This is a genomic window from Actibacterium ureilyticum, from assembly GCF_002285435.1.
Classification (GTDB): Bacteria; Pseudomonadota; Alphaproteobacteria; order Rhodobacterales; family Rhodobacteraceae; genus Actibacterium_C; species Actibacterium_C ureilyticum.
This window is the reverse complement of the sequence record NZ_NSBT01000037.1, coordinates 1168938-1194040: the sequence shown is the minus strand read 5'-3', so window position 1 is coordinate 1194040 and position 25103 is coordinate 1168938. Positions and strand designations below refer to the sequence as shown.

Genomic DNA, 25103 nt, shown 5'->3' with positions numbered 1-25103 from the left:
CGCACGCGGGGACAAAGGGCATCAAAGGGGACCTGCCATCATGCTGCTTTACATCGCTTTTCTTCTGCTCTGCCTTGCTCAATTGGTGCATTTTTCCAACCATTGGTATCTGCTCAGCCTGCGTCTGAGCGAGAACGCCAAGATGGCGCGCATGCGTCGGGCGGTCGATTGGAACACCGAACCCCGCCCGCGCCGGGCCCCGAAATCCGGCGCGCTGAAAAAGCTGGGGTTCTAGGGGCCGCACGTACCAGCGGACCCGATCCGGACCGGTGATGTTTGAATGAAACATGTGATCGCCCTTGCCACCTTCGCGACGACACTCACGGTCACGCACGGCGCCCTGGCGCAGGTGCGTGAAATTCCGCGCGCGGAAATGCGCGCGACTGTCGCAATGGGAGAGGCACTGAGCGCGAGCACGATCCTGGAGGAGGTCGCCAAGATCACCCCGGGAGAACCGGTCGATGTCCGCGCCTTTGCGGCCGACCGGGCTTATTACCGGGTCCTTGTCCTGGACCCGGCGGGGCGGTTGGTCAGCGTCATCCTTGACGCCAGAACCGGAACCCCGGTGGGGCGCAATGCCCGTGTCGCCAGACAGATCCGCGAAACCGCCCGGCACGGTCCCGGCCCCGGCAGGGCAAATCCCGGCCCGGTCAGGGACAGGGCCAAGCCCGATATCGGGGGCTTTGATCGCGGCAAAGCCGGCAGCGCCACAGGTCGACAAGACCGCCCCGGTGGAAATCGCGGTCCAGACGGTCGCGATGGTCCCGGTGGCAATGGCGGGCCGGGCGGGAATGGCGGTCCCGGAGGCAATGGTGGACCGGGGGGCGGTGCTGGCGCGGGGAATGGCGGCGGCAACGCTGGCGGCAATGCCGGTGGAAACGGCAACGGCGGCGGCCGCGACAACGACAGGGGCGGCGGCAATCGTGGCGGGCGCAACAGGTAACGCCGATCCATGGGCTTCCACGCCCCGGCGCCATGCCATATTAATGCCACGCAAACCGAGTTGATCATCCGATATGCGCATCCTTGTTGCCGAAGACGACGCCGTTCTGTCCGAACAGTTGCGGGCCGCCCTGACAGCCGACGGCCACGCGGTCGATGTCGAACCCGATGGGGAAGAGGTGGCGTTCCTGGGTGCCACGGAGCCCTATGATCTGGTCGTGCTCGACTTGGGTCTGCCGACGATGGATGGCCTTGCGATCCTGAAACAGTGGCGCGCGGACCACGTCGCGCTGCCGGTTCTGATCCTGACCGCGCGCGATGGCTGGTCGGATCGGGTGCAGGGGCTGGATGCGGGCGCGGACGATTACCTGACCAAGCCGTTTCACATGCCGGAGCTGTGCGCGCGGGTGCGGGCGCTGTTGCGGCGCAATTCGGGGGTGACGAACCCGATCTTCGAACGTGGCGATCTGCGCTTCGACACACGCTCGGGCGCGGTCACGCGACAGGGCGAGGCGATCCGGCTGACGGCACAGGAATTGGCGGTGCTGTCCTATCTGGTGCACAATGCTGGGCGGTTGGTGTCACGGATGGAACTGTCCGAACATATCTATGACTATAACAGCGACCGGGATTCCAACACGATCGCGGTCTTTGTCACCCGGCTGCGCAAGAAGCTGGGCGCCGATCTGATCGCGACCACGCGCGGCCGTGGATACATGATCGCCGGGGACGAATGACCTCGTTACGCACCAGGGCGATTTCCGGCGGGCTGCTGTGGATCGTGTTCTGCCTGAGCCTGGGCGCGTTGGGCGTCCTTGCCTATATCAACAACGTGGCCGAGCGCCGGTTCATGTCATCGCTGGCCGAACGGCATTTGCAGGTCATGGTGGCGCTGGCCAATAGCGGGGCCGAGGCCGAGGCGCTGGAAAGCTATCTGCCCGATCCCGCCTATCGCCGCCCGTTTTCGGGCCGCTATTGGCAGATCATGCGCGGCGACGACACGATCATGACATCCCAATCGCTGCTGGATGGCGTGCTGAATATCCGCGAGGAGGTGGGCGAGGATCCCGTTCTGTGGCGCGGGCAGGCGCCCGATGGCGCGCCCCTGCGGGGGATCGTGCGCACCGTTGCCATCGATGATGGGCCGCCCTGGCTGGTTCTTGTCGCCGAAAGCGAGGCCGACCTGGCCGCCGAAAAGCTGCAGGTCGGACGCTCGGTCGCGCTGGGTTTCGGGTTGCTGGCCGGGTTGGGCATCCTGGCCGCCGGGGCGCAGATCGCCGCCGTGCTGCGGCCCCTGTCAAAGCTGCGGTCCGAGGTTCAGCATCGCTGGGACGCGGGCGAGGTGATGGAACCCGAAGACTATCCCGCCGAGGTGGCGCCGCTGGTGCAGGACATCAACACGCTGCTGGACCGCAACCGCGACGTGATCGACCGCTCGCGGCGACAGGCGGCGGATCTGGCACATGCGCTGAAAACGCCGTCGGCGATCCTGCGCAACGAGCTGCATGCCCTGGGACAGCGCGGGGCCGACACGGCGGCGGCGGCGGCGGCACTGGACCGGGTGGATGCACAGATCGCGCGATCACTGGCGCGGATGCGGGCCGACAACAGCGCCGGACCGGGGCTGCGGCCCGTCGACCTGACCGATGTGGCCAACCGCCTGTCGCGCGCGATGCGCAAGATCGCGGATCTGTCGGGCAAACGGTTCGAAAGCCGGATCGCCCCGGACATCCATCTGCGCGTCGACGCCCAGGATATCGAGGAAATCGTCGGCAACCTGATCGACAACGCCTTCAAATGGTCCAGGCAGACGGTTCATTTCACCGTGCGCAAAATGGCGGGCGAGGTGTGGCTGATGGTCGAGGATGACGGCGCGGGCATCGACCCGGCACAGATCGAAGAGGTCCTGAAATCCGGCGCCCGGCTGGATACGTCGAAGGCCGGCTCCGGCCTGGGCCTGACCATTGCCAAGGATCTGGTGGCGGCCCATGGCGGCAAGCTGGATCTGGACCGGTCACAGGTGCTGGGCGGTTTGCGGGCGACCTGCCGGTTTCCGGCGGTGATCGCCTGACGGGGGCGCCGGTCACCCGTCCAGCCGGTATCCCCGGCCGCGGATGGTCTTGATGATATCCGTGCCGCCCTGCGCCGCCAGCTTGGCCCGCAGCCGCCCGACATAGACATCGACGATATTGGTCAACGGATCCTGATGCGCGCCCCAGACATTCTGCAGAATGCGCGCCCGGCTGACCACACGCCCACTTTCGGACATCAGGAATTCCAGCAGCGCATATTCCAGCGAGGTCAGCTCGATCCGGGCCCCGGCATAGGTGACGGTCAGCGACTCGGTATCGAAGCGCAGATCGCCCGCGCTCAGCACCTGTGCCGCGCCCACGGCGTCGCCGCCCGTTTGCAACGCGCGGCCGAACACCTCCAGCCGGGCGACCAGCTCGTCAAAGGCGAAAGGCTTGGTCAGATAGTCATCCGCCCCCATCCGCAGCCCCCGCACCACATCCTCGGTCGCTTCCAGCGCGGTCAGCATCAGGATCTTGGTCCGGATCCCGGCCACCCGCAGGTTCTGGCAGATCTCGCGCCCGTCCATGCCCGGCAGCATCAGGTCCAGGATGATCGCGTCGTGATCGTCGGTGCGTGCGGCGTGAAACCCGGCATCGCCATCCGTGGCCAGTTGCAGCACGTGGCCCTCGGCGCGCAGGCCGCGGATCAGGAATTCGGCAATCCGGTTGTCGTCTTCGATCACCAGTATCTTCACGTACCGCCTCCTTTCGGTGCCAGCGGAAAGCGGGCGACGAAATTGGCGCCGCCTGCGGGGCTTTCCCCGACCGCAATGGCCCCGCCATGCGCTTGGGTGATGGATTTCGCGATGGCCAGCCCCAGACCGGTGCCGCCCGCGTGGCGAAACCGTTGCGACGGCCCACGGACCAGCCGGTCGAAGATCCGCGCGCGATCGCGTTCGGGGATGCCCGGCCCGTCATCGCCGATCGCCAGCATCGCGTGGCCATCGGCATTCCGGGTCACCACCGTGATCGTGACCCCCCGGGGCGCGTGGCAAAGCGCGTTGGTGATCAGCACCTGCACCAGCTGCACGATGCGCTTTGCGTCGCCTTCGATCCGCAGCCCGTCCGGCGACAGATCCAGGATCAGCGTCGCCCCGCTTTCGCGGATCATTGCGCGCAGATCCTCGACGCTCTGGCGCACCGGCGCGTTCAAATCCAGCACCTGCTGCCGGAAATCCAGCATCTCGGCCTGTTCGCGCGCGATCAGGAACAGGTCCGAGACATAATCCGTCAACTGCTTGGTCAGGGTGACGATGCGGGTCAGCGCCTCGCCATAATTCTGTTCCCGGTCCTGGCGCGACCGCAGCGCGACCTCGGCCTCGCCCCGGATCGCGGTGACGGGGGTGCGCAGCTCATGTCCGATATCGGCAAAGAACTGACGGCGCAGCCGGTCGCGTTCATGCAGCGCGCCATTGGCCTGTGACAGGGCCTCGGTCCGTTCGCGGACCGTGACCTCCAGGTCCTGCTTGATCCGCTCCGAGGCCTGCCGTTCCGTCTGGATCTCTTGTGCCATCCGGTTGAAGCTGTTGCCGAGCTCCGAAAGCTCGTCGGTCCCCGGAAGGTCGATGACATGCGCCAGATTGGCCGAGGCGAATTGCTGCGCGCCAATCTCCAGCGCCTTCAGCCCCGATGACAGCCGGCGCGCCAGGAACACCAGAACCGCGATGGTCACGAAAAGGGCGGTCAAGGCGGACAGGATGGCAATGGTTTTCGACAATTCGTTGAACTGCTGCAGCTCTTCGTGGAGCCTTTGCAGGTTTTGGCGTTCCTGGGCGATGCCAGCCTCGATCATCCCGCCGATCTCGATATCGACCTGCTGTTCCAGAACGTCGACGGCAAGCGCGCTGCCCGCGTCGGTGTCGCCCGACTGGATCAGTTCGGATGCCGTCTTGATCCGGTCCAGCGCATGTGTGGTCGCCGCCCGCAGCCGGTGGACATTCGCCAGCGCCCCGTCATTGGCGCGGTTCAGCGCATCCTCGGCGATGGTCGCCTGTTCCAGCACATCGAAGGTGTTCAGGATGTTCCCCCGCGCCTCCGCCAGATCGAATGCCAGCCGCCCCGATCCCGAAAGCAGATCCCGCCGCGCCTGTTTGAAGGTCCGGAACACCGACCCCGAAAGCTGCAGATACCCCGACAGGCTTTCATAGGCCAGCGTGGTGCGGGTCTGGTTGTTTTCGCTTTGCCCGGTCGAGATGATCAGTACGATCGCGCAGCCAAGCGCGACACAGGCCAGAATGGCATTTGCCAGCAGGAATTTGGTCCGAAACAACATACCCTTGGCTATCGGGAAAGGCCGCGTTTTGAAAGCCCGCAGGCCCCCCGATGTTCCCACCGAAGGGCCGTTTGTTTGTTACCGCGCGGTTCAGTCGATCTGCGACAGAAGCGCGGGGTTCTTCACCAGGTTGCGCACACCATGGGCGTGATCCTCGTCGAAGATATTGTCCTCCAGCCAGGTCGCGACCGTGGCGATGTCGACCTTGACGACCTGCGGACGCACGCTCCACGACACCTGATAGGGCGAGCCTGTCTCGTTATAGCCCGGCCCGGTGGACGACCCTTCGTATTGCACCGGATCGCCGGTGGTGTCGGGGATGTTCAGCGCCTGGTGATAGCCGTCGATCTGTCCGACCTCGGCCAGTTTGGCGAAATCCATGGCCGCGCGGTCGTTCACCAGCACCATGACCTGGGTTTCGACCCTGAGCTGGGGGTTCCCGATCGCCTCGCCCAGACACGCGGCCAGGGTCGGCCCGGGTTTGACCTGGGCGGTGGTGTGCACGCAATGCACCTCGATCGTGTCGCCCGGCACCAGGCCGCCATGGCCCTTGTCCGCGACCGGCGCGTCCAGCGGCGCCAGCTCGGCTTCGGTCAGGGTGCCGGAATAGGCAAAGCCGGTATTGTAGCCCTTGCCGTCGCCATTGCCGACATAGGTGGTGAATTCACCGCCCTTGTGCTCGGCCCCCTCGTGAAAATGAATGTTGCACAGGTTCATCCGGGTGTGTTCTGGCGCGGGTTGAAAGGCGCGCATGTTCTCGCCTGCCGCGGCGTCGATGTCGCGCGGCGATTGCGGGCCGAACCCGGCGCCGTCCGTGCTGGCGGCCAGCGCGGCACGTTGGGCCGTGATCACGTCATCGGCAACAGCATCCCCACCCGCCAAGGCGGCTGATCCGCCAGACAGCGCGACCGCAACGGAAAGGGCCGCGAAGTTCAAACTGGTCATGTCGTTTTCCTTTGTCTCGACTTGGCCCGAAATCGCTAACAGACTCTCCGGCGGGGATGGGTGCAATTCATAGACGGCTCATTTTCCGTTAATCCTTTGTTCATGAATGGATGAACGCACCCTGCCTTCGGGCAGGGTGCGCTGTGCAAAAAACGGGCGCTGCGGGTGGCCGGACAGGCCACCCGCCGGGCCGGGGATCAGGGCGCGACACGCACCTGGAAGCTGACCGATCCGTTGCCGCCGGGCGAATAGAACCCGCTGCAATCCCAGCGCAGATCGCCCGCATATCCCGCCGCGTTGGTCGCGGGCACCGCCAGGTCGCAGGTCACGCCGGGCTCGATCGTGACCGGGCTGGGGATCGGCCCGGCCAGCACGGTATAGGGCGGTGTCCGGTCATAGATATGGATCTCGGACGCGGGCAGGGTGCCGGTGTTTTCCAGATAGATCCGGTATTCCAGCACATCGCCCGCCGCCGCACCGTTGCTGACCCCCTCGGGCGTGCCCTGGGTCACGTTGCGCACGGTCTTGGACAGCGACAGCGCCCCTTGTGCGGATTCCACCGTCAGCCGGTCGCGGTTGCGGTGTTCCTCGGTCAGCCCGATATCGGGATAGGCGGTCTGGGCCAGCACATCGAAGCTGTAATAGGTGCCCTGTCCCACCCCGGACGAGGCCGAAACCCGCGCGATCACGCAGATCAGCGTACCGGCCTGCGTCGGCAGCGGTGCGGTGATCGGCTGATCGGCATTGCCGTCGCAGGTTTCGTCCAGGAACAGCCCGGTGGAGAACCCGTCCGCGGCATTGCTGTCCTGCAGATCGACCGAGAACGTGACGTTGCCCGGTGCATCGGCCAGGTATTCGTGCCGCAGCGACACGACCTGACCGGGGCGGATCGCGCTTTGCTGATCTTCGTTCAGGCGCGCGCCCTCGATGACGCCCATGTCCAGACCGGCATAGCTGTCACCGGCAACCGGGGTGAAGGTCAGGCTGCCATCGCGCGGATCGGGGTTCACCAGACCCGGCAGGGCGGCGGCGGTTTCGGACACGGGGTACAGGCCCGGATCCGGCAGCAGGGTCAGCGTCACCGCGTCGGCGTAGCCGGCCGGCAGGGTCAGCGACCAGCTGCCATCGGCGGCCAGCGGGGGCGTGTCGATCAGCGTGCCGGTGCTGTCGAACACCTGAAGCGTTGCGCGGTCGGTCCCGACCTCGGCCCCGGCCTGAAGCCCGTCAAAGGCGGTGGCGCCCGCGCCGTTGTCGATAAAGACCGTGCCCGACAGGGTGGCCCCCAGCCCGCTGAGCGCGACGCTGGCGCTGGCCTCGTCGTCATCGGCCACGCCGTCGCCCAGATCGTCCACCAGCGGGCCGGTCGCCGGATCGCTGTCGGGATCGGCCAGGCTGGATGCGGTGATCTCGGCCACGTTGGTGTGCTCGCCGCTTTCGCGCATCGCGACCCGGATGGTCAGGCTGTGGCTGCTGCCCGTGGGCACGTCGCCCAGCGTCCAGATCCCGGTGCCCGTGTCATAGCTGTCGCCCTGCGCGGCGGCATCGTCAGAGACATAGGCATAGCCATCGGGGATCAGGTCGCGCACCGTGACACCGCTGGGGCTGCCCGGGCCGTCATTGGTGACGGTCAGGACGAAATCCAGTTCCGCACCGGCGATGGCCTCGGTCGTGGGCTGGCCGCTGGCGGCGTCCAGAACGGTCTTGGTCAGCGCCAGATCGGCCGAGGCGGGCGCGGCGGCAAAGCCGAAATCCTGCCCCGCGGTGGTCGCCCCGGTGGTGACGGTCACACCGGTCAGCGGATTGGCGGTCGACGGCGCCAGACCGGCCGGGATCTCGGGGTCGGCGGCGTCGACCTCGATCCGATAGGTCAGGGTCGCATTCACGCTGTCGAAGCGATAGGTGCCATCGGCCAGCGTGTCGACCGTGGCCATCAGTGTGTCGTCGGCGGGATCCGCGGGCGTGCCATTGTCATCATGCAGCGCAACCGCGATCCCGGCGGGCAGCACGGTCTCGCCCGTGTCGAAAGCGCCTGACCCGTTGGCGTCCTGGTAAAGCGTGCCGGTGATGCTGCCCTCGGCAAAGAGGGTCGAGGCAAAGGGACCGGGCGCGCGGCACGATGCGCCGTCATTGCCCTGATAGGTCAGGTTGGCGACCGTGCCTTCGACCTCGATAAAGGCGAAGCTGGCGGGATAGTTGCCGGCGGCGCCGATCTCGACCGCGAAGACCTGCCGCGACTGGTTGTCGAAGGCATAGAGGAAACCCGAGCCGTCGAACCACACCGAATCCGGATCCATCGAGAATATGCCAGCGGGCAGGGGGACATTGCCCACCAGGTTGACGGTGGTGGTGCCCGGCGTGCCGTTCAGCGGATCGAAGGCATAGATATCGCGGTTGGAGTCGATGAAATACATCAGACCGTCACGCGGGTTATAGGCGATGTCGCGCCCATAAGGCGCCCCCGCACCCGCATCCAGCACCCCCAGCGCAACCGGGTTTGCGGGGTCCGATATATCCAGCAACTGATAGCGGCCGAAATTGCTGCCCGACATGTAGAGCATGATGCCATTGGGCAGGATGTCGCTGCTTGTATCGGGCGATTCCAGTGTCAGCGCCGACAGGTCCGCGACCTCTTGCACCGCGCCAGAGGCATTGATCCGCATCAGCGACCGCGGGCTTTGGCGCACGCCATAGATATACCCGTCCAGCTCGTTATAGCCCCAGCCGGTGACCAGATAATTGCCGGTATAGTCGGGCGGCAGCAGGTTCTGGCTGAGCGTATAGGTGCCACCGGATTCGGTGATCAGCAGCTCGCTGAGCGCGGGCAGGTTCTGCGCGGTTTCCGTCGCGACCATATAGAACGTGTCCGAACAGACCAGCGGCCCATTGGGGTTCGACAGGGTGACCAGGTAATCCTCGACCTCGCCATCCAGGTTGAAGCCGTCGAAGGGATCGGCGGTCACGCCGCTGCTGGTCGACCAGCGCACCCGGGCATAGCTGGTGCCGTTGCCGATATCGGCGGGCACGGGGATGTCCAGAATGATCTGGTTGTTGAAGCTGCCATCGGTGTCGCCGGTGCCGCCGTCGCGGTAATCGGTGGCGATCTGTTCATCGGCGTCGAAGCTGCCGTTCTGGTCGAAATCGATCCAGAGCTGCAGGTTGGTGATGCCGCTGGATACCGGCAGGCCCAGGTCCAGTTGCAGGCTCAGCGTTTCATGGGTCGCCACGGTCAGCGGCACGGTGGTGCCCGCGACCAGCACGGGGAAGCTGGCGATGCCGTCCTCGTCGTCGATCCCGGCCAGGTCGTCGGCATCGGCGTTCAGGCTGTTCTGCGGCACGGTTTCGGTGTCCGGCAGACCCGCACCCAGATAGATCTCGGGCACGACCGCGTGGCGCGGATCGCCATAGCTGGCGGGCGCATCGCCACGGTCGACCAGATCGGCGGCCGCGATGATCAGGGAATAGTCCTCGACCTCGCCGTCGACGGCAAAGCTCGACGTGCTCAGCCCGGCCTCGTTCGAATAGCGGAACCGCGCATAGGTGGTCGATGTGGTGGCATCGGTGGGCACCGCCACGTCGATCTGGATCACGCCATCGCCGGCCACGTTGTCATAGACCGTGCCATCGTCGCGCAGATCGGTGGCGACCTGTTCGCCCAGCCCGGTTTCGAACACGCCGTCGCCATTGAAATCGATCCAGCCCTGCAGATAGCCCGACCCGGTCACATCGACATTGACCGTGCTGATCATGCCCTGGGTCAGGACCGGAAAGCTGACCGCATCCTCGTCATCGACGCCGGTGGTGTCGTCGGCGGTGGCCGCGGCATCGCTTTGGGCGACCAGTTCGGCGTCCGGGGCGATTGCGCCCAGATACACCGTCGGGGTGGTGGGAATGCCGTGGGTCGGTGTCAGATAGGTGACCGGGGCATCGCCGAAATCGACCCCGTCGCCGTCGAACACGGCCACGGTGACGCGGGCGCGGTCGCAATCGGTGGGATCGACGGAATCGCACAGCCGGTAATCGATGGTATAGACCCCGGCAGGCGTGCCCGCGGGCACCACCACGCGCCCGATATCGGCGCCCGAGGTTTGCAGCACCGGGACCGGATCGCCCAGGTTCTGCGGCTCGGCCTCGGTCAGGACATCGATGGTCACGCCCGGAAAGGCCGCCGGGATGCCATTGATCGTGTCATTGGCCAGAACCTCGCCGGTCGAACCGCCGAACAGCGTGTTGATGGGCGTCGCGGTATAGTCGTCGTCGCGCGCCACGACCACGGTCGAGGTGTCCGAGATCGCGCAGAGCAGGATGCCCGAGCCGCGCGTTCCGGCATTCGTGGACGTGCCGGTGTAGCCATGGATGAACCGGGCCTCGACGAAGGTGTCGAAATCATAGGTGGCAAAGTTGTCGAAGTCGGTCTCGTTGGGTTCGTCGAACCAGTTCGTCGGGTCGCCGACCTTGGCCGGGTCCATCGCGATGGGGGTGCCGGGCGCCGGGAAACCGGCCAGCGGGGCGGTGTTAAAATGCGTGATGCGGGTGGCAGGGTCCACCGGGCCGACCACGTCCGATGAATCGTCGGTCGTGCCGTTACTGTCGACATCGGTCTGCTGCACGATGATCCCGTTGAAACGGCTCTGGTCGATCGCCGTGCCCTGGGGGTTGGCTGCCGTGGCGGTGCCGTCCTGAACCAGCCGCAAGCGATAGGTGACATAGCCGTTGTCGGCCGGGGTCATCCGCGCCAGAAGCCCGGTCGAAAGCTCCAGGTTGATGGCGTTTGAGATGCTGTCCAGCTGGAACACCGCGTCGATGGGCTTGCCGTCGATATCGCTGGTGACATCGTCGAAGACGAAGATATCCGACAGGGTCAGCGCCGATGCGCTGCCGCTGCCGGCGATCTGGGTGCGGGGCCGGGCGAATACCGATTGCGGGGTGCAGGTCAGCGGGCTGGCTGGAGGGGCGGCCTCGGCGGCGACCACGACGGTTGCCGTTGCGGTGTCGGTGTTGGGGGTGACGCCGCCCGTGGGCCGGTCGGTCAGGCTGTATTCGACGAAATAGGTGCCGGGCGTGGTGCCGGGGGCCACGTCGATCTCGCCGGTCGCGGTATCCAGGGTGATCGAACCCGCCGCCGGGGCAGGGGCCGACACCAGCGCCAGATCCACATTGCCGGTCAGAAGCGCGGTATCGACGCTGCCACCGTTCAGCACGTCATCGGTCAGAACGCTCAGCGTGGTGCCGCCCGCACTGCTGTCGATGGGCGCGGCGGTAAAGTCGTTGTCTGTGGCATTGATACAGGATTTCAGCCGCGCCTGGATGCCCAGGGCGACCGTCGGCCCGACGCCCACGCCCACCTGGCGCATGGTCAGCTGTGTGATGCTGTCGGAACTGCCCGAGATCACGGCCGGCGGGGTATAGGCCAGATCGATCATGCCATAGGCCTGATCCTGACCGCCATTGTTGATGTCGCCGGGCACAAGGTTGGCGTCGTGGACCCAGAACCGCCCGTCCAGCGGCAGGCCGTCGCCGCCGGTCCCGGTCAGGGTGGTGGGGGCGATGCCTTCGGTGTCCGAGCTGAAGATCTGGAAGTATCCCTGATTGTCCAGCGGCGAGACCGAGCCGAACAGGTTGTTCGCGCTGCCGCCGCCCGACAGGGCCATGTTGAAATCGCCCACGACCGCCGATTGCAGCGGATCGAACCCGTTCCGACCGGCGTTGCCGATGAACACGTTCAGATCGTGAATGACCGGCGAGGCGAAATTGACCGAATAGGTCCCGCGCGATTCCGGGTATTCCGAGATCCGGATGATCGAGGTTTCGGTGCCCCAGATGAAGAACGGGCCGCTGATCGCGATATCGGTCGCCGCCGACCCCCATTGCAGCGTTGCCGACTGGTCGACATCCAACCCGCCGATGGTGCCGGGCGTAACCCAGTTCACATAGTCGGGCGAGACCGAGCAGACCTCGGCCAGGGCAGGCGCCCCGGCAAGGACACCGAATGCGACAACGGATCCGGCAAGCGCGGAACGTTTCGACGCGCGGGGCTGGGGTGGGCGGTTCGGTACAAACAGCGCTTTCAACTCGTTATCCTTCGTTCTGCTATCCGGGCGGCGGCGGATCTGCTCGGGGGCGGGCCAGCGCATGCGCCGGACCCATGACACATGTTCGGATTTGTCGCATGTTCCGCCCCGCAGGGTCCAAGGAGCACCTGCACAGTGGACCTATGCTCCGGGAGGGAGACCTATCCGAAAGGGATAACCGCGCCCGCTGGGGCCGGGATCGCAAACAGCGGCGCGCAGTCGCCTTTGAGTATACTGTGCCGCAATGGCCCGCTATCATGGGTCGAGATGGATCGCGGCTGGCGGAGGACCCGATGACATTGAGCATTCTGATCGCGGACGATCATGACCTTGTGCGCGAGACAATTGCGATGTTCCTGGAATCCGATGGCGGCACGACGACCGTTTCGGCCAGCAACCTGGAAGAGGCGCTGGAGCTGATCGCCAAGGACGGGCCGTTCGATCTGGTGCTGCTGGATTACAGCATGCCGGGGATGAAGGGGCTGGACGGTTTGCAGGCGGTCATCGACGCCAATCGGGACAAGCCCGTCGGCCTGATTTCGGGCACCGCCTCGCGGTTGATCGCCAAACAGGCGATGGATATGGGCGCCATCGGGTTCCTGCCGAAGACCCTGCGCGCGAAATCACTGGCCAATGCCATCCGTTTCATGGCGGCGGGTGAAACCTATGCGCCGCTCAGCTTCATGTCGGGTCAGGAGGACCCGGACGAGACCGATTTCGAAAAGGACCTGTCCGAGCGCGAGAAACAGGTGCTGCGGGGGTTGATGGGGGCGAAGTCGAACAAAGAGATTGCCCGCGACCTGGACCTGCAGGAGGTCACGATCAAGCTGCATGTCAAGAACCTGTGCCGCAAGCTGGACGCCAAGAACCGCACCGATGCGGCGATGATCGCCCGGGATGCCGGGTTCAGCTGAGCCGCGCCCCCTATAGGCCATGCCGCCACGCCGCCAGGCCCCGCCACAGGGGCCGGCGCGTGTGAAACGCGCTGATGCGGATTCGCTTTCCGACGGGTCCTTCCCCCGTTTCGCGCACAACAATCCCTGAAACTTCGCCCTGATTGTTCGCCCGGCCCGCCACGAATGGCGAAGGCCGGGTGATACTCTGGTAGGTCGATCTATCCCAAAGCATAGCGGCCTGCCTGCAAGTGCAGCGCATTAGCCCTTCGCGCGACTGCAATCCCGACGCTTCCCGGAAATCATGTGACCACGGTGTTCGCCTGTGAATGCCGCAATCGCAACCGCCGGCCATCGCCCGGCATTCAAGGGAAGACATCCATGTTTATCCAGAACTCCAAGCTTTCCCGAGCCGCGGCTGCCGGGATTGCCTTTGCCCTGATCGGTGGCGCGGCCCAGGCCGACGCGCTGACCAGCGACTTCTCGTTCCGCGTGGTCGAGGTCACGCAGGACGGCGCCGAGCAACTGGTCGAGCGCAGCTCGGTCCGGCCCGGTGAAATCATCCAGTACCAGATCCGCCACGAGAACGGCACCGACGCGGGGCTTTCGGGCCTGGTCGTCGCCGCGCCGGTGCCTCAGGGCGTCACCCTGACCCTGGGCGGCCAGAGCAGCTCTGTTCCCGCCGTGTTCGAGGTTCAGGCCGAGCTCGACCCCGAGCAGGAGGGCCTGGAATGGTCGACCCTTCCGGCGGTCCGCAAGGTCGTCGGTGCCGATGGCGCGCTGCACGAAGAGCCGCTGCCCGAGGCCGATATCGCCGCCGTGCGCTGGACCCTGTCCGAGCCGCTGGAGGCCGATGCGGTCGCCCTGAACTCTTACCGCGTTCGCGTCAACTGATCGCGCACGTACCCAAATCTTAGCAAGTGCCCTGGATCTGAGGAGCCAAAACAGTGTCCTATCAATCCTTTGTCATGCGTTCGGCGAGCGTCGTCGCCTTTGGCGCCGTGCTCGGCACGGCCGCACATGCCGCCGCACCCGAAGCCGGGTCGGTGATCGGCAACCAGGCCGTCGCCACCTATGTCAACGCCGCTGGTGACACGATCACGGTGACGTCGAACACGGTCGAAACCATCGTGCAGCAGGTCGCGGGTGTCAGCCTGACCTCGGACAACAACGAGACCATCGCGCCGGGCGGCAAGGCGTTCCTGCCGCATATCATCACCAACGACGGTAACGGCCCCGACAGCTTTGCGCTGACCGCCGTCGAAACCAACACCGGCACGCTGGATACATCGACGCTGGTCTTCTATCCGGATGCCAACATGGACGGCGTCGCCGACAGCGCGACCCCGATCACCAGCACCCCGGCCCTGGCCCCCGGCGAACAGTTCGGCGTCGTGATCGAGGCCACCGTGCCGTCGACGGCGACCGGTTCGGACACCATCACGGTTACCTCTGTTTCCGCGCTGGACGGCACCGTCACCGCCACCAACACCGACACGCTGACGATTTCCAACGATGCGATCGTGGAACTGGTCAAGTCGATGGTGGCCGATGCGGCCTCGGGCGGGAACCCGGGCATTGTCGATGCCGGCGACACCGTGACCATCACCCTGACCTATTCCAGCACCGGCCTTGCGGCGGCGAACAACTATGTCGTGCAGGACGTTCTGGACGGCAACCTGATCTATGTGCCGGGCTCGGCCACATGGTCGGATGCCGCCGGTGCGCTGGATGACAACAACGCCTCGACCGCGGTGGACGCCACCAATGGCGGCGGCGAAACCATCGCCTGGGATTACGACGACGCCCAGACCATCAACTTCACCCTGTCGTCGGTCGGTTCCGGCCGCTCGGGCAGCGTGACGTTCCAGGCCGTGGTGGCCGATACCGCCAATGCGGGCCTGATCACCAACACCGCCACGCAAGAGGTCGATGGCGTGGCCTTCCCGCCGTCCAACACCGCGTCGATCACCGTCGATAATCAGTACAGCGTGGCCATCGCCGATACGGCGGTGAACGCCGACGACACCCCGAACCCGGCCATCGCATCGGCCACCGATGACGATGCCGCCAGCAACGACATCGTTACCGAGACCGGCGATGTCTATCAGGGCGGTGTGATCCGGCAGGAATTCGTCCTGACGAACCTGTCGAACCAGGCCGACAGCCTGACGCTGGATGTCGCCAATGTCGACTTCCCCGCCGGTACGACTTTCCGGTTCGTGGGCGCCGACGGCGTCACGCCGATCGTGGGCTCTGTCGGGCCGCTGGCCATCGGCGAAAGCGCAAAGGTCACGCTGGTCGCGACCCTGCCGACCGACGCGACGCCCTCGGCGACCACCAACTATACCGCTGTCGTGACGACCACGTCGGACGCATCGGGTGTGACCGATACGTCGACCGCGGAATTCTCGGGCGCGGTTCTGGCGGCTTCGGTCGATCTGGAAAACGCGGTCCTGGGCTCCGAAGGTGACGGCGCCGCGCCGACAAACGGCGGCACCCCCTGGGTGACCACCGCCACCGATCCCGGCCAGCCGGTCGTGTTCGACATGACCGTGCAGAACGAAGGCCCGGTTTCCGACAGCTACAACCTGTCGCTGGCGCAGCCGCTGCCCGAAGGCTGGACGGTCGAATTCCGCCTGGCGGACGGCACCGTGGCCACCAACACCGGCACCATCCCCGCCGGTGGCAGCCAGAACATCCAGGTCATCGTCACCCCGACGGAAGACGCCGCGCCCGGCGACACGCTGGTCGACATCGCGCTGGTCTCGTCGGTTTCGGGGCAGGGCGACCGGATCGTCAACCAGGTGAGCGTGAACGAGATCTATGACGTTCAGATCATCGACGACCAGAGCGTCCAGGCCGCCCCCGGTGGTGTCGTGGACATGCTGCACACGATCACCAACCAGGGCAACGTGGCCATCACCGAAGGTTCGATCACCGAAAGCGGTCTGTCGAACTTCTCGGGCGCGATCTTCTGGGACCAGAACGGCAACGGCGTGATCGACGCGTCCGAGCCGGTGATCGACAACTTCAACGACCTGACCGACGGCGTGTCGGCTGGCGTGAACGGGTTGGCCCCGGGTGACAGCATCTCGCTCATCTATCGCGTGCAGACCCCGTCGACCGCGACCACCGGTGTGTCCGAGATCGGCACCATCGCTCTGGGCAGCGCCCTGAACGGCGGCACCGCGACCGATGCCGACACCAGCGACAACGCGGTGGAAGACCGGATCGTGATCATCGCCGGCGACATGACCCTGACGAAGTACCAGTATGTCGACGCAAGCTGCGACGGCACGGTTGGGACCTTCACCAAGAACCGTCAGGATGTCGAACCGGGCCAGTGCATCCGCTACTTGATCGAGGCCGAGAACACCGGCACCGGCGAGGCGGCGAATGTCACCATCTCGGATGCGGCGCCGGCCTATACCGCGATCACCGATTGCGGCGGTGCTTGCCCGGTCAGCCTGTTCCCGGCCACCAGCACCTCTGTCGTGACGCCTGACAACATTCAGAGTCAGCACGGCACGCTTCTTCCCGGCGGCGTTGCGCGTCTGGAATTCACGGTTCGCGTCGACAACTAAGCGAACCCCGGCGCCCTCGGGGACGGGTTTCCCTCCCCAATCCCGAGGGCGCCGCATTTTCCCCGTCAACCAGTATCATGGAGCAAGCTGATGCGCAGTTTCCTTCACACGGTCACCCAGTACGCAGCCAAGGCCATCGGTACCGCTGCTGTCGCTCTTACCCTTGCTCCTGACTTCGTTGCGTCCCAGCCTGCGCCTGCGGGTTCGACCATCCGCAACATCGCCGAAACCACCTATTTCAACCCGCGCCTGGGGATCGTGGAACGGGTCTTTTCCAACCCGGTCGAAGCCCTGGTGATCGCGGTGCCCGACCTGACGATCGAAGGTTTCTCGGAACTGGTCCTGACCCGTGGCGCCATCGGCCAGTATTATTTCGAGGTCAGCAATACCGGCAACGTTCCGCTGCAGACCACGCTGCGCACCGAAGACCGCGCCGCAGCCGCGCTGATGCGCAACGCCCGCCTTGTGCATGACACCAACGCCAACGGTCTGATCGACGCGTCCGAGCCGGAATCCGATCCCGCCGATGCGCTGCGCCTGCTGCCGGGCGAGTCGATGCAGATGATCTATGAATTCACCGTGTCCACCGCCGCCGAACCCGGCCAGTGGATGGAGACCTCGCTGGTTGCGGACGCCGAGCCCGAAGGCATCGTTGCCGCCCCGCTGTCGGTCGAAGCCGCCGGCGTGACCGAGGTCGAAAGTGCCGCGCTGGAGCTGGAAAAGCTGCAGGCGATGCGCGACGACGCGGGTGGCGTGATCCTGGAATACACCCTGCGCCTGCGCAACAACTCGGACGCGCCCGTCGCGGGATATGACACCATTGACGACGAAGCGCTGCGCATCGATGGCCAGCCCGCCCGCGGCATCCTGCTGCGCGACGCGATCCCGCTGAACAGCCGGTTTCACGCCATCCAGACCGGCGGCGGTTTGACCCCGCTTTATCACCAGCGCGGCGATGCCCCGCAGGATTACCGCAGCCAGCCGCCCGCCACGGCCGAAATCGACGCCGTTGCCTTTTTCCATGATGGCGATTACCCGGTCGGCCGGTCCAGCGATGCGGTCTTTGCGGTGCAGGTGCCCGCGGCGCTGGGCAATGTCACCATCCGCAACACCGCGCAGACCTTTGTCGGCGGCGGCACGCCCGATGACGCGCTGTGGTCCAACACCACCAGCTATGCGCAGAACGGCGCCTCGGACGGGACGCTGTCCTTTGTCGACCCCGCCACGCTGGATGCCGCGACCTTCGGACAGCCGGGCGAGGATACGCGCCTGCGCCTTGCGGCCGGGGCCTGTAACCGCGCCGACAGCGTCGAAATCGTTTCGATCACCCTGCGCAGCAAGCTGACGGGCGATGTGGAAACCGTGACCGCCACCGAAACCGGGCCCAATACCGGCATCTTCCTGACCGGCCCCGTGCCGCTGGAGCAGATGAACGTCGTGACCGGCGGCGATCAGGTCATGGCCACCGACAAGGGCGACCGGATCCTGGCCGGGGCGACCTGCGGCGCCGGTGCGCTCGAGGCGGTTCTGCTGGTGGCGCCGGGCAACTTCCTGTTCAATTCGATGACCAACGAGGCCGTCGATGGCGGCACGGTTGCGCTGGTCGATGCCGCGACCGGTCGCGAGGTCGCGCGCACCCTGACCGACCCGCGCGGCTATTTCGCCTTTGGCGAGATGCCCGCCGGTGAATACCGCTATGCGCTGGTCGACACGCCCGCCTGGGAATTCCCCTCGGTGCGGCTGGACACGCCGGGCTTTGCCCGCAATGTCACCCAGGCCGGCTATGGCGCCGCGTTCCGCCATGCGGGCGGTGCGATCTATACCTCGGACATTCCCGTGGATCCGCATTACGGCGCGCCGCTGTCGCTGCGCAAATCGGCCAACCAGGATCGCGTTTCGCATGGCGAATTCGTGACCTATACGCTGAGCCTGTCCAACAACATGAACCAGGCCCTGATCGGGGCCGAGATCCTGGACCGCCCGCCCTTCGGCGCGCAGCTGGTCAAGGGGTCGGTCACGCTGGACGGCAAGCGGCGCAAGGATCCGCGCCGGGATGCCTCGGGCGATCTGGTGCATGACATGGGCACGCTGCTGCCGCTGTCCAGCCACGAGCTGCGCTATGTGATGCGCTTCACCGCCGCCGCGCGCGAGGGGCGCAACGAAAACACCGCGCTGCTGTCGGGCCGTCAGGCGGGCAATGGCGTGCTGCGCCGTTCGCCGCTGGCGCGTGCGGTGGTCAAGCTGGACAATTCCGGCGGTGTCTTTGCCCGCGAGGGCACGGTGCTGGGCTCTGTCTTCATGGATTGCGACGGCAACGGCATCCGGGGCGGCGCGGACGAGCCGGGCATTCCCGGCGTGCGCATCGTGACGCAAGAGGGGCTGTCGGTCGTCACCGATATCGACGGCAAGTATTCGCTTTACGGCCTGCGGCCCGTGACCCATGCCTTTGTCGTGCAGCAGCAGACGCTGCCCGCCGGCACCCGGGTTGCCGTGACCCGCACCAACGACCTGCGCCGTGGCGGCTCGCGCATCGTGCCGCTGCGCAAGGGCGAGATGCGGGCCGAGCATTTCGCGGTCGGCGCCTGCACCCCCGCCGCGCTGGACGAGGTCGCAAAGCGCCGCGCGCATTTCCAGGACAACGGCACGCCGGGGACGGCGGTGGCGGGCGATCTGTCGATCGAGGCCAGCCGCGCCCCCGTGCGCTCGTCGCGCAGCGCGGCCGGTATCGCCACCACGACCCAGCTGACGCCGGGCATGCTGGCCGATGCCGAGGCTGCCAACGCGCCCCAGGCGCTGCCGCAAAAGGCCGCCGCGCGCCGCCGTCCGCTGGGCAGCCTGATCCGCGGGCTGGACAACACCCCCGGCTTTCTGGACCTGGAACCGGGCGCGGTTCTGGAACATCGTACCGGCAATATCCGCATCAAGGGCAAGGCCGACCTGTCGCTTTCGCTGATGCTGAACGGGCGCGAGCTGGGCGCAGATCGCGTGGGTGAGCGCAGCACCTGGGAAAAGCAGAACGTGCAGGCGCTGGAATATGTCGCGGTCAAGCTGGCGGCGGGTGAAAACCGGCTGACCCTGATCGGCCGCGACGGGTTCGGGATCGAACGCGCCCGCGAGGAAATCACCGTGATCGCGCCGGGCGATCCGGCACGGTTCGAAATCGTCCTGCCCGAAACCGCCCCGGCCAATCCCGCATCGGTCGTGCCCGTGGTGGTGCGGGTGCTGGATGCGCGCGGCATGCCGGTTTCGGCCTCGGGCACGGTGACGCTGACCGCGCGCAACGCGCTGTGGGACGTGACCGACATCCGCCCCGGTACCCCCGGTGTTCAGGCCTATCTGGACAATGGCGAGGCCACGTTCAACCTGACGCCGCCGCAGGTGGCCGGCCCCGATCTGGTGACGATCAAGGGCGCCTTTGGCCAGGCCGAGGCCCGCATCACCTTTACCCCCGATCTGGACCAGCGCGTGATGGTGGGCATCATCGAAGGCGCCGTGTCGCTGGGCGGCAGCGGTGATGCCTTGCTGCCCAAGGACCGGTTCAGCGAGTTCGAGGACACCACCACCGGGCTGCGCGGCGAGCTGTACCTGAAAGGTGCGATCCGGGGCGATGCGCTGCTGACACTGCGCTACAGCTCGGATCGCGATACCGAAGACCGGCTGTTCCGCGACATCCGTGGCGACGAATTCTATCCGGTCTATGGCGACAATTCCGAACGCGGCGCGGATGCGCAATCGTCGGGCAACCTGTTCGTCAAGGTCGAAAAGGGCCGGTCCTATGTGCTGTATGGCGATATCGCGATCGAGCCGGAATCCAGCGCGTTCAAACTGGGCGACTGGCGCCGGGTCACGACGGGCGGCAAGGCACATTGGGAAAACGACCGCGTGTCGGTCACCGTTTTCGCCGCCCGCGTGGGCCAGGAACAGCGCGTGGTGGAAATCCGCGGGCGCGGTGTCTCGGGGCCCTATGACCTGAACCTGGACGGGTATATCGACGGGTCCGAGCGGGTCGAGATCCTGGTGCGCGACGAAGATGGCGGCGACATCCTGTCGACCACCAGCATGCGCCGGGGCACCGATTACCTGCTGGATTTCTTCCGCGATACCATCACCTTCGACGCGCCCGTGCGCCAGTTCGACGCCGATGGCAACCCGGTGTCGATCCGCGTGACTTACGAGGTCGAAGAGGACGAGGCCGAACGCTATTGGCTGTATGGCGGCGAGGTGAACTATGCCCTGAACGACCGCACCACAGTCGGTGCGCGCGCGGTGCATGCGGACGCGCCCAAAGGCAACCCGGCCCGCGAACGCGTGCAGGCCGCCTATCTGCGCCATGACCGGGGCGAGGGCGGTGTGTGGGAGGCCGAGATCGCCCGCAGCGAGGACGCCGAGGGCGTTTCCGACACCGCCGCGCGCCTGTCCTACGAACTGACGACCGAGACCGAGCGCTTCCGCCTTGAGGCGATCCGCACCGGCGCGAATTTCGTCGCCAACAGCGGGCTGGCACGCCCTGGCACCAGCCAGGTCCGCCTGAGCTATGGGCTGGAGCTGGACAGCCGCAGCGAAGTATTCGTTGCCGCCGAATGGACCCGCGACCGGATCAACGCATCCGACCGTCTGACGCTGGACGCGCTTTATTCGCACCGCTTCACCCCGCATCTGCGCGGCGATCTGGGCGTCGAATTCCAACAGAACCGCCGCGCGGGCGAACGCGACCAGACCGCGTCGCTGGTCCTGGGCGGCCACTGGATGCCGAAGAACCGGCCCGGCACGGTGATCGAGGCGCGCCTGCTGTACCCGCTGGGCGAACGCGGCGACCGTGATCCGGAACTGACCCTTGGCATGTCCCGGGAACCCAAGCCCGGCTGGCGCGCCTATGGCGAGATCGAGCTGACCTTCGGCGACGAGGCGATGATCACCCGGTCGAAAATGGGCTTTTCCTATGAGCTGAACGAATGGCTGCGCGGGGCCACCGACCTGACCAAGGGCGTGTCGGAATACGACACCACGCTGAACCAGTCGCTGGGCGCCACATGGGAGCCGAACAAGCTGACATCGTATTCGGTGGATATCGAACATGCCCGCCATCTGGAAACCAACACGCCCGAGCTGACCTCGGTCGCGCTGGGCGGCAAGTGGCAGGCCGGTGATGGCAGCTGGGTGGCCGATGCCGATCTCGAGGCGACGTTCGAACCCACCGGCCGCACCTATTACGCCAGCCTGGGCATGGCGGGCGAGCTGACGCCCGATGTGACCGTGCTGGGCCGGTCGCGCCTGGCGGTCGACGAGCGCAACGGCGAAACCCATCGCCGCCTGCGGACCCGCGCCGGCATGGCCTATCGCCCGGCAGCCAACCCGCGGCTGGAGGTTCTGGCCTGGTACGAGCACCGCCTGGAAGAGCGTTACGGCCGCACCGAAACCCATCTGTGGTCGGTCGACGGGTCCTATGAGGTGAACGAGGATCTGCGCCTGAACGGCAAATATGCCGGCCGGTTCCAGGAATTCTCTGCCGCCGCGAACGTGTCGGATTCCGCCACGACCCAGCTGGTGCAGGCCGGTCTGAACTATGAATTCGGCGACGACCGGTTCCAGGTCGGCCTGAACGCCGCGCTGCTGTGGGATGACAGCGGCAGCCGCGCCAAAGGGCTGGGCGCCGAATTTGGCTTCTCGCCCCGTCCGGGGACGCTGCTGGCGGTGGGCTATAACCGCACCGACCGCCGGATGCCCGGCGCGGACGAGCTGTATCAGGACGGGTTCTATTTCCGCTTCAACCTGCTGCTGGATGATTCCCTGTGGGATCAGCTGAACGGTTTCCTGGGCGACTGACCGCAACGCTCGCCCGGAAGGACCACGCCGCACGCGCATCGGCGGCGTGGTCCACCAGTTTCGCCCATCCCTGATGGGCCATGTCGGTGACACAAGCGGGGGCGCGCTATCCCGATTGCGGCCCCCGATATACTTTCGAGACCCCGACTGGCTTTCTGCACCGGTGAGACCGCGCCGCCGCGCTGTCACAATGGCTCCATGTTGATTTAATTGTGATGGAGTACACGCATGAAACGGAACGGAATTGCCGCCGTCATCGCCATCGGCCTGTTGGCCGCGGGCTGCACCGACCGGGCCACGGCAGAGCCCTTTAGCCTCGAGCGTTTTCGCGGCGCCTCGCCCGCCGATTTCGACGCCCCGCTGTTCCCGCTGACGCCCGTGAACCGGGTGTTCCCCAAACCCGCCCCCGCGAGTGAAGCCGCGCCGGGCAAACGCCGCGGCTTTGCCCCGACCGGCGTGGGCGCGCAGGCGCTGAAACAGCTGATCGGTCAGGTCGACGCCGGTGCGATGGATTACGACGCGGTCCAGCACGGCGCCCGCATCCGGCCCGCCCAGGCCCCCACCATGATGACTTTGGCCGAGATCTTTCGCTGGATCGACCAGACCCCTGGCCAGCAGCACGCCATTGGCCGGTATCAGTTCATTCCCAAGACGCTGCGCAACCTGGTGCGCGAGGCCGGGCTGGACCCGCAGACACGCTTTTCACCACAGACCCAGGATCTGCTGGCCGACATCCTGCTGGAGGACGCGGGCTTCAGCGCCTTTCTTGACGGCCGCATCAGCCGTCACCGGTTCATGGAGAACCTTGCGCGCATCTGGGCGGCCTTTCCCACATCGAGCGGGCGGTCGCATTACCACGGCATCGCGGGCAACCGCGCGGTGATCAGCTGGAATGAATTCGACAGCCACATGCGCAACATCTTCGCCCGGCGCAATCAGGGCTAAACGGGTTGAGCATGCGCGGAAACAATTCAGCGGGGCTCGTTCCAACTCTTACTATACAATAATGCCCCAGCGGCGTCAGTTCCATGCTGCGCTATTCGGGCGCGGGACCTGCAAACCCTCCGGCGCGAAACCAACGCTGTATGCGACGCCTATGGTGGACAACCTGCTGGCCGAACCGCCCCGCCCGTGAGCGGCGGTTTCAGGCCGGGACCGGATCGGGGTTCAGCAACAGGTCGCGCCGGGTGCCATCGAACCCGATCTCATGCCAGATCACCGCATCGCCCTGCACGGTCAGCACCGGCGTCCCTTCGGCGAAGGGTTGGGTCGCCAGATCGGCGATCAGGCTGTCGCCCGACCAGTGGCCAAGCGCGTGCAGCCCGTCGAACAGCGTGTCGATCCCGTCGGGAATGTCGCCACGGGCCAGCGCCGCGATCAGCGGCGCGGTCGCGGGTTTTCCGATCCGCCCGATGCCGATGACGGCGGTCTCGCCGATGCTTGCCACGCGGCCGGTATAGCCATGACCGGCAAACCGCAAGTATCGCGGGTCGGGAGCGGTGTGCCGCACCCAGCGTTCGGTGTAATCCTCGTGAACGCCGGCCTCGATCATGCGGCCCTGGGCGTCGAAGCTGATCGCGCCCACATCCGGCGCGTCCGGTGTGCCGTGCCAGTTGATCTCGCGCTGCCAGGTGCAGTGCGCGCCCTGCAACGTGATGCGCCCGGCAAACCCCTGCGCCCGGGCCAGCACGGTCAGAGCGCTGGCGGGCAGATCGGCAAGCGCGCCCGCATCGCGCAGGTCGGGGCGGTCGGCGGGGATGCGGATATCGGCGTAATCCGCGCCCACCTGGATCCAGTGGACCCGGGTGTCGTGATCCTGAAACCCCGGCGCCTTGATCCAGTCGCGGACCCAATGGCCCTGAATGTCGCTTTGCGCGATCACGCGGCCGCGACCCGGGTGGCGGCGATGGCGTCGACGATGGCGTCGGCGGTCAGCACGGCGCCTTCCTGCAGGTATTCCATCGCGTTCAGCGCGGCCTGATGCGCCTGTGGCGATGTGCCCCCGACGCAATCGCTGACGACACGGCAATAGTAATCGTTCTGGTGCCCGTCGACGAAGCTGTAATGCACGCACACATCGGTCATACAGCCGACAAGGATCAGGGTTTCGGCCTTGAGCCCCTTCAGCAGGATCTCGGTCTCGGTGCCGAAGAACACCGAATAGCGCCGCTTGTGGATGAAATAGTCGCCGGGGCGCATGTCCATTTCTTGCTTGGCGACGGGCGTGCCCGGGGCGCCGTCCAGACAATGGATATCCTCGGACCCGTCCAGTTCGCGCCCGTAATCGATCATGTCGCGGCGGTGGATTTCCTGAAAGAAGATCACCGGGATTTCCGCCTCATGGGCGGCGTCGACCACGCGTCTGGCGCGGGCGATATTGTCGCGAAAGCCGGGCATGTGGGGGATGCCGCCGTCGACATCCAGAAAGGCGCTTTTCTGGATGTCGATGACCAGCAGCACGGGCTTGCCGACGATGGTGGGTTGGCGTGGCATGGGGGCAC

At 66.1% G+C, this 25103-nt stretch carries 15 protein-coding genes; 9 read left to right on the top strand and 6 right to left on the bottom strand.

The features are described 5' to 3' along the window. Positions 1–40 precede the first annotated feature (40 nt). The 4 genes from CLM60_RS18930 to CLM60_RS18915 all read left to right on the top strand — a co-directional run bounded on the left by CLM60_RS18930 (position 41) and on the right by CLM60_RS18915 (position 3013). The gene (locus tag CLM60_RS18930; protein ID WP_095590625.1) at positions 41–235 is read left to right on the top strand and encodes a hypothetical protein; all 195 of its coding nucleotides are present in this window, start codon (positions 41–43) and stop codon (positions 233–235) included. A gap of 45 nt (positions 236–280) precedes the next feature. Beyond that, positions 281–943 carry a PepSY domain-containing protein gene (locus CLM60_RS21020; RefSeq protein WP_176473870.1) on the top strand — a complete coding sequence of 221 codons (663 nt, stop codon included), beginning with the start codon at positions 281–283 and terminating at the stop codon, positions 941–943. 73 nt (positions 944–1016) lie between these two features. Next, positions 1017–1679, top strand: a complete 663-nt coding sequence (locus CLM60_RS18920; RefSeq protein ID WP_095590623.1) for a response regulator transcription factor — start codon at positions 1017–1019, stop codon at positions 1677–1679. After that, positions 1676–3013, top strand: a complete 1338-nt coding sequence (locus CLM60_RS18915) for a sensor histidine kinase (protein ID WP_095590622.1) — start codon at positions 1676–1678, stop codon at positions 3011–3013. Before CLM60_RS18920 ends, CLM60_RS18915 begins: the two co-directional genes overlap by 4 nt. Before the next feature lie 12 nt (positions 3014–3025). Here CLM60_RS18915 and CLM60_RS18910 read toward each other — a convergent pair whose 3' ends face one another. The 4 genes from CLM60_RS18910 to CLM60_RS18895 all read right to left on the bottom strand — a co-directional run bounded on the left by CLM60_RS18910 (position 3026) and on the right by CLM60_RS18895 (position 12299). Next, a complete protein-coding gene (locus CLM60_RS18910; protein ID WP_095590621.1) occupies positions 3026–3709 on the bottom strand; it encodes a response regulator transcription factor in 684 nt (227 codons plus the stop codon). Beyond that, positions 3706–5286, bottom strand: a complete 1581-nt coding sequence (locus CLM60_RS18905) for a sensor histidine kinase (RefSeq protein WP_095590620.1) — start codon at positions 5284–5286, stop codon at positions 3706–3708. Before CLM60_RS18905 ends, CLM60_RS18910 begins: the two co-directional genes overlap by 4 nt. 90 nt (positions 5287–5376) lie before the next feature. Further along, positions 5377–6231, bottom strand: a complete 855-nt coding sequence (locus tag CLM60_RS18900; RefSeq protein ID WP_095590619.1) for a delta-class carbonic anhydrase — start codon at positions 6229–6231, stop codon at positions 5377–5379. A gap of 197 nt (positions 6232–6428) precedes the next feature. Further along, positions 6429–12299, bottom strand: a complete 5871-nt coding sequence (locus CLM60_RS18895; protein WP_245848481.1) for a GEVED domain-containing protein — start codon at positions 12297–12299, stop codon at positions 6429–6431. A gap of 293 nt (positions 12300–12592) precedes the next feature. Between CLM60_RS18895 and CLM60_RS18890 the strand changes: the two genes are divergently transcribed. The 5 genes from CLM60_RS18890 (at position 12593) to CLM60_RS18870 (ending at position 23547) form a co-directional block, all read left to right on the top strand. Then, positions 12593–13213 carry a response regulator transcription factor gene (locus tag CLM60_RS18890; protein WP_095590618.1) on the top strand — a complete coding sequence of 207 codons (621 nt, stop codon included), beginning with the start codon at positions 12593–12595 and terminating at the stop codon, positions 13211–13213. 360 nt (positions 13214–13573) lie between these two features. Then, positions 13574–14086: a hypothetical protein gene (locus CLM60_RS18885; protein ID WP_095590617.1), complete on the top strand. Its 513-nt coding sequence runs from the start codon at positions 13574–13576 to the stop codon at positions 14084–14086. A 53-nt stretch (positions 14087–14139) separates the two neighbouring features. Then, positions 14140–16779 (top strand): beta strand repeat-containing protein, encoded by a 2640-nt coding sequence (locus CLM60_RS18880; RefSeq protein ID WP_245848479.1) that lies wholly within the window; start codon positions 14140–14142, stop codon positions 16777–16779. Between the two features lie 90 nt (positions 16780–16869). Next, positions 16870–22602 (top strand): DUF11 domain-containing protein, encoded by a 5733-nt coding sequence (locus CLM60_RS18875; protein ID WP_095590615.1) that lies wholly within the window; start codon positions 16870–16872, stop codon positions 22600–22602. A 228-nt stretch (positions 22603–22830) separates the two neighbouring features. After that, entirely contained in the window at positions 22831–23547 is a 717-nt protein-coding gene (locus CLM60_RS18870) for a lysozyme family protein (protein ID WP_245848477.1), read from the top strand. A gap of 199 nt (positions 23548–23746) precedes the next feature. On the opposite strand, the gene CLM60_RS18865 is transcribed toward CLM60_RS18870, so the two are convergent. Next, positions 23747–24484, bottom strand: coding sequence for a hypothetical protein (locus tag CLM60_RS18865; RefSeq protein ID WP_095590614.1), 738 nt, complete (start codon positions 24482–24484; stop codon positions 23747–23749). Continuing rightward, the gene (locus CLM60_RS18860; protein WP_095590613.1) at positions 24481–25095 is read right to left on the bottom strand and encodes a cysteine hydrolase family protein; all 615 of its coding nucleotides are present in this window, start codon (positions 25093–25095) and stop codon (positions 24481–24483) included. Before CLM60_RS18860 ends, CLM60_RS18865 begins: the two co-directional genes overlap by 4 nt. Between the last annotated feature and the right edge of the window lie 8 nt (positions 25096–25103).

Bases quoted from the DNA above. Each gene is read 5' to 3' on its own strand.
- CLM60_RS18930 (WP_095590625.1), top strand. From the start codon at position 41: ATGCTGCTTTACATCGCTTTTCTTCTGCTCTGCCTTGCTCAATTGGTG.
- CLM60_RS21020 (WP_176473870.1), top strand. From the start codon at position 281: ATGAAACATGTGATCGCCCTTGCCACCTTCGCGACGACACTCACGGTC.
- CLM60_RS18920 (WP_095590623.1), top strand. From the start codon at position 1,017: ATGCGCATCCTTGTTGCCGAAGACGACGCCGTTCTGTCCGAACAGTTG.
- CLM60_RS18915 (WP_095590622.1), top strand. From the start codon at position 1,676: ATGACCTCGTTACGCACCAGGGCGATTTCCGGCGGGCTGCTGTGGATC.
- CLM60_RS18905 (WP_095590620.1), bottom strand. From the start codon at position 5,286: ATGTTGTTTCGGACCAAATTCCTGCTGGCAAATGCCATTCTGGCCTGT.
- CLM60_RS18900 (WP_095590619.1), bottom strand. From the start codon at position 6,231: ATGACCAGTTTGAACTTCGCGGCCCTTTCCGTTGCGGTCGCGCTGTCT.
- CLM60_RS18890 (WP_095590618.1), top strand. From the start codon at position 12,593: ATGACATTGAGCATTCTGATCGCGGACGATCATGACCTTGTGCGCGAG.
- CLM60_RS18885 (WP_095590617.1), top strand. From the start codon at position 13,574: ATGTTTATCCAGAACTCCAAGCTTTCCCGAGCCGCGGCTGCCGGGATT.
- CLM60_RS18875 (WP_095590615.1), top strand. From the start codon at position 16,870: ATGCGCAGTTTCCTTCACACGGTCACCCAGTACGCAGCCAAGGCCATC.
- CLM60_RS18870 (WP_245848477.1), top strand. From the start codon at position 22,831: ATGAAACGGAACGGAATTGCCGCCGTCATCGCCATCGGCCTGTTGGCC.
- CLM60_RS18860 (WP_095590613.1), bottom strand. From the start codon at position 25,095: ATGCCACGCCAACCCACCATCGTCGGCAAGCCCGTGCTGCTGGTCATC.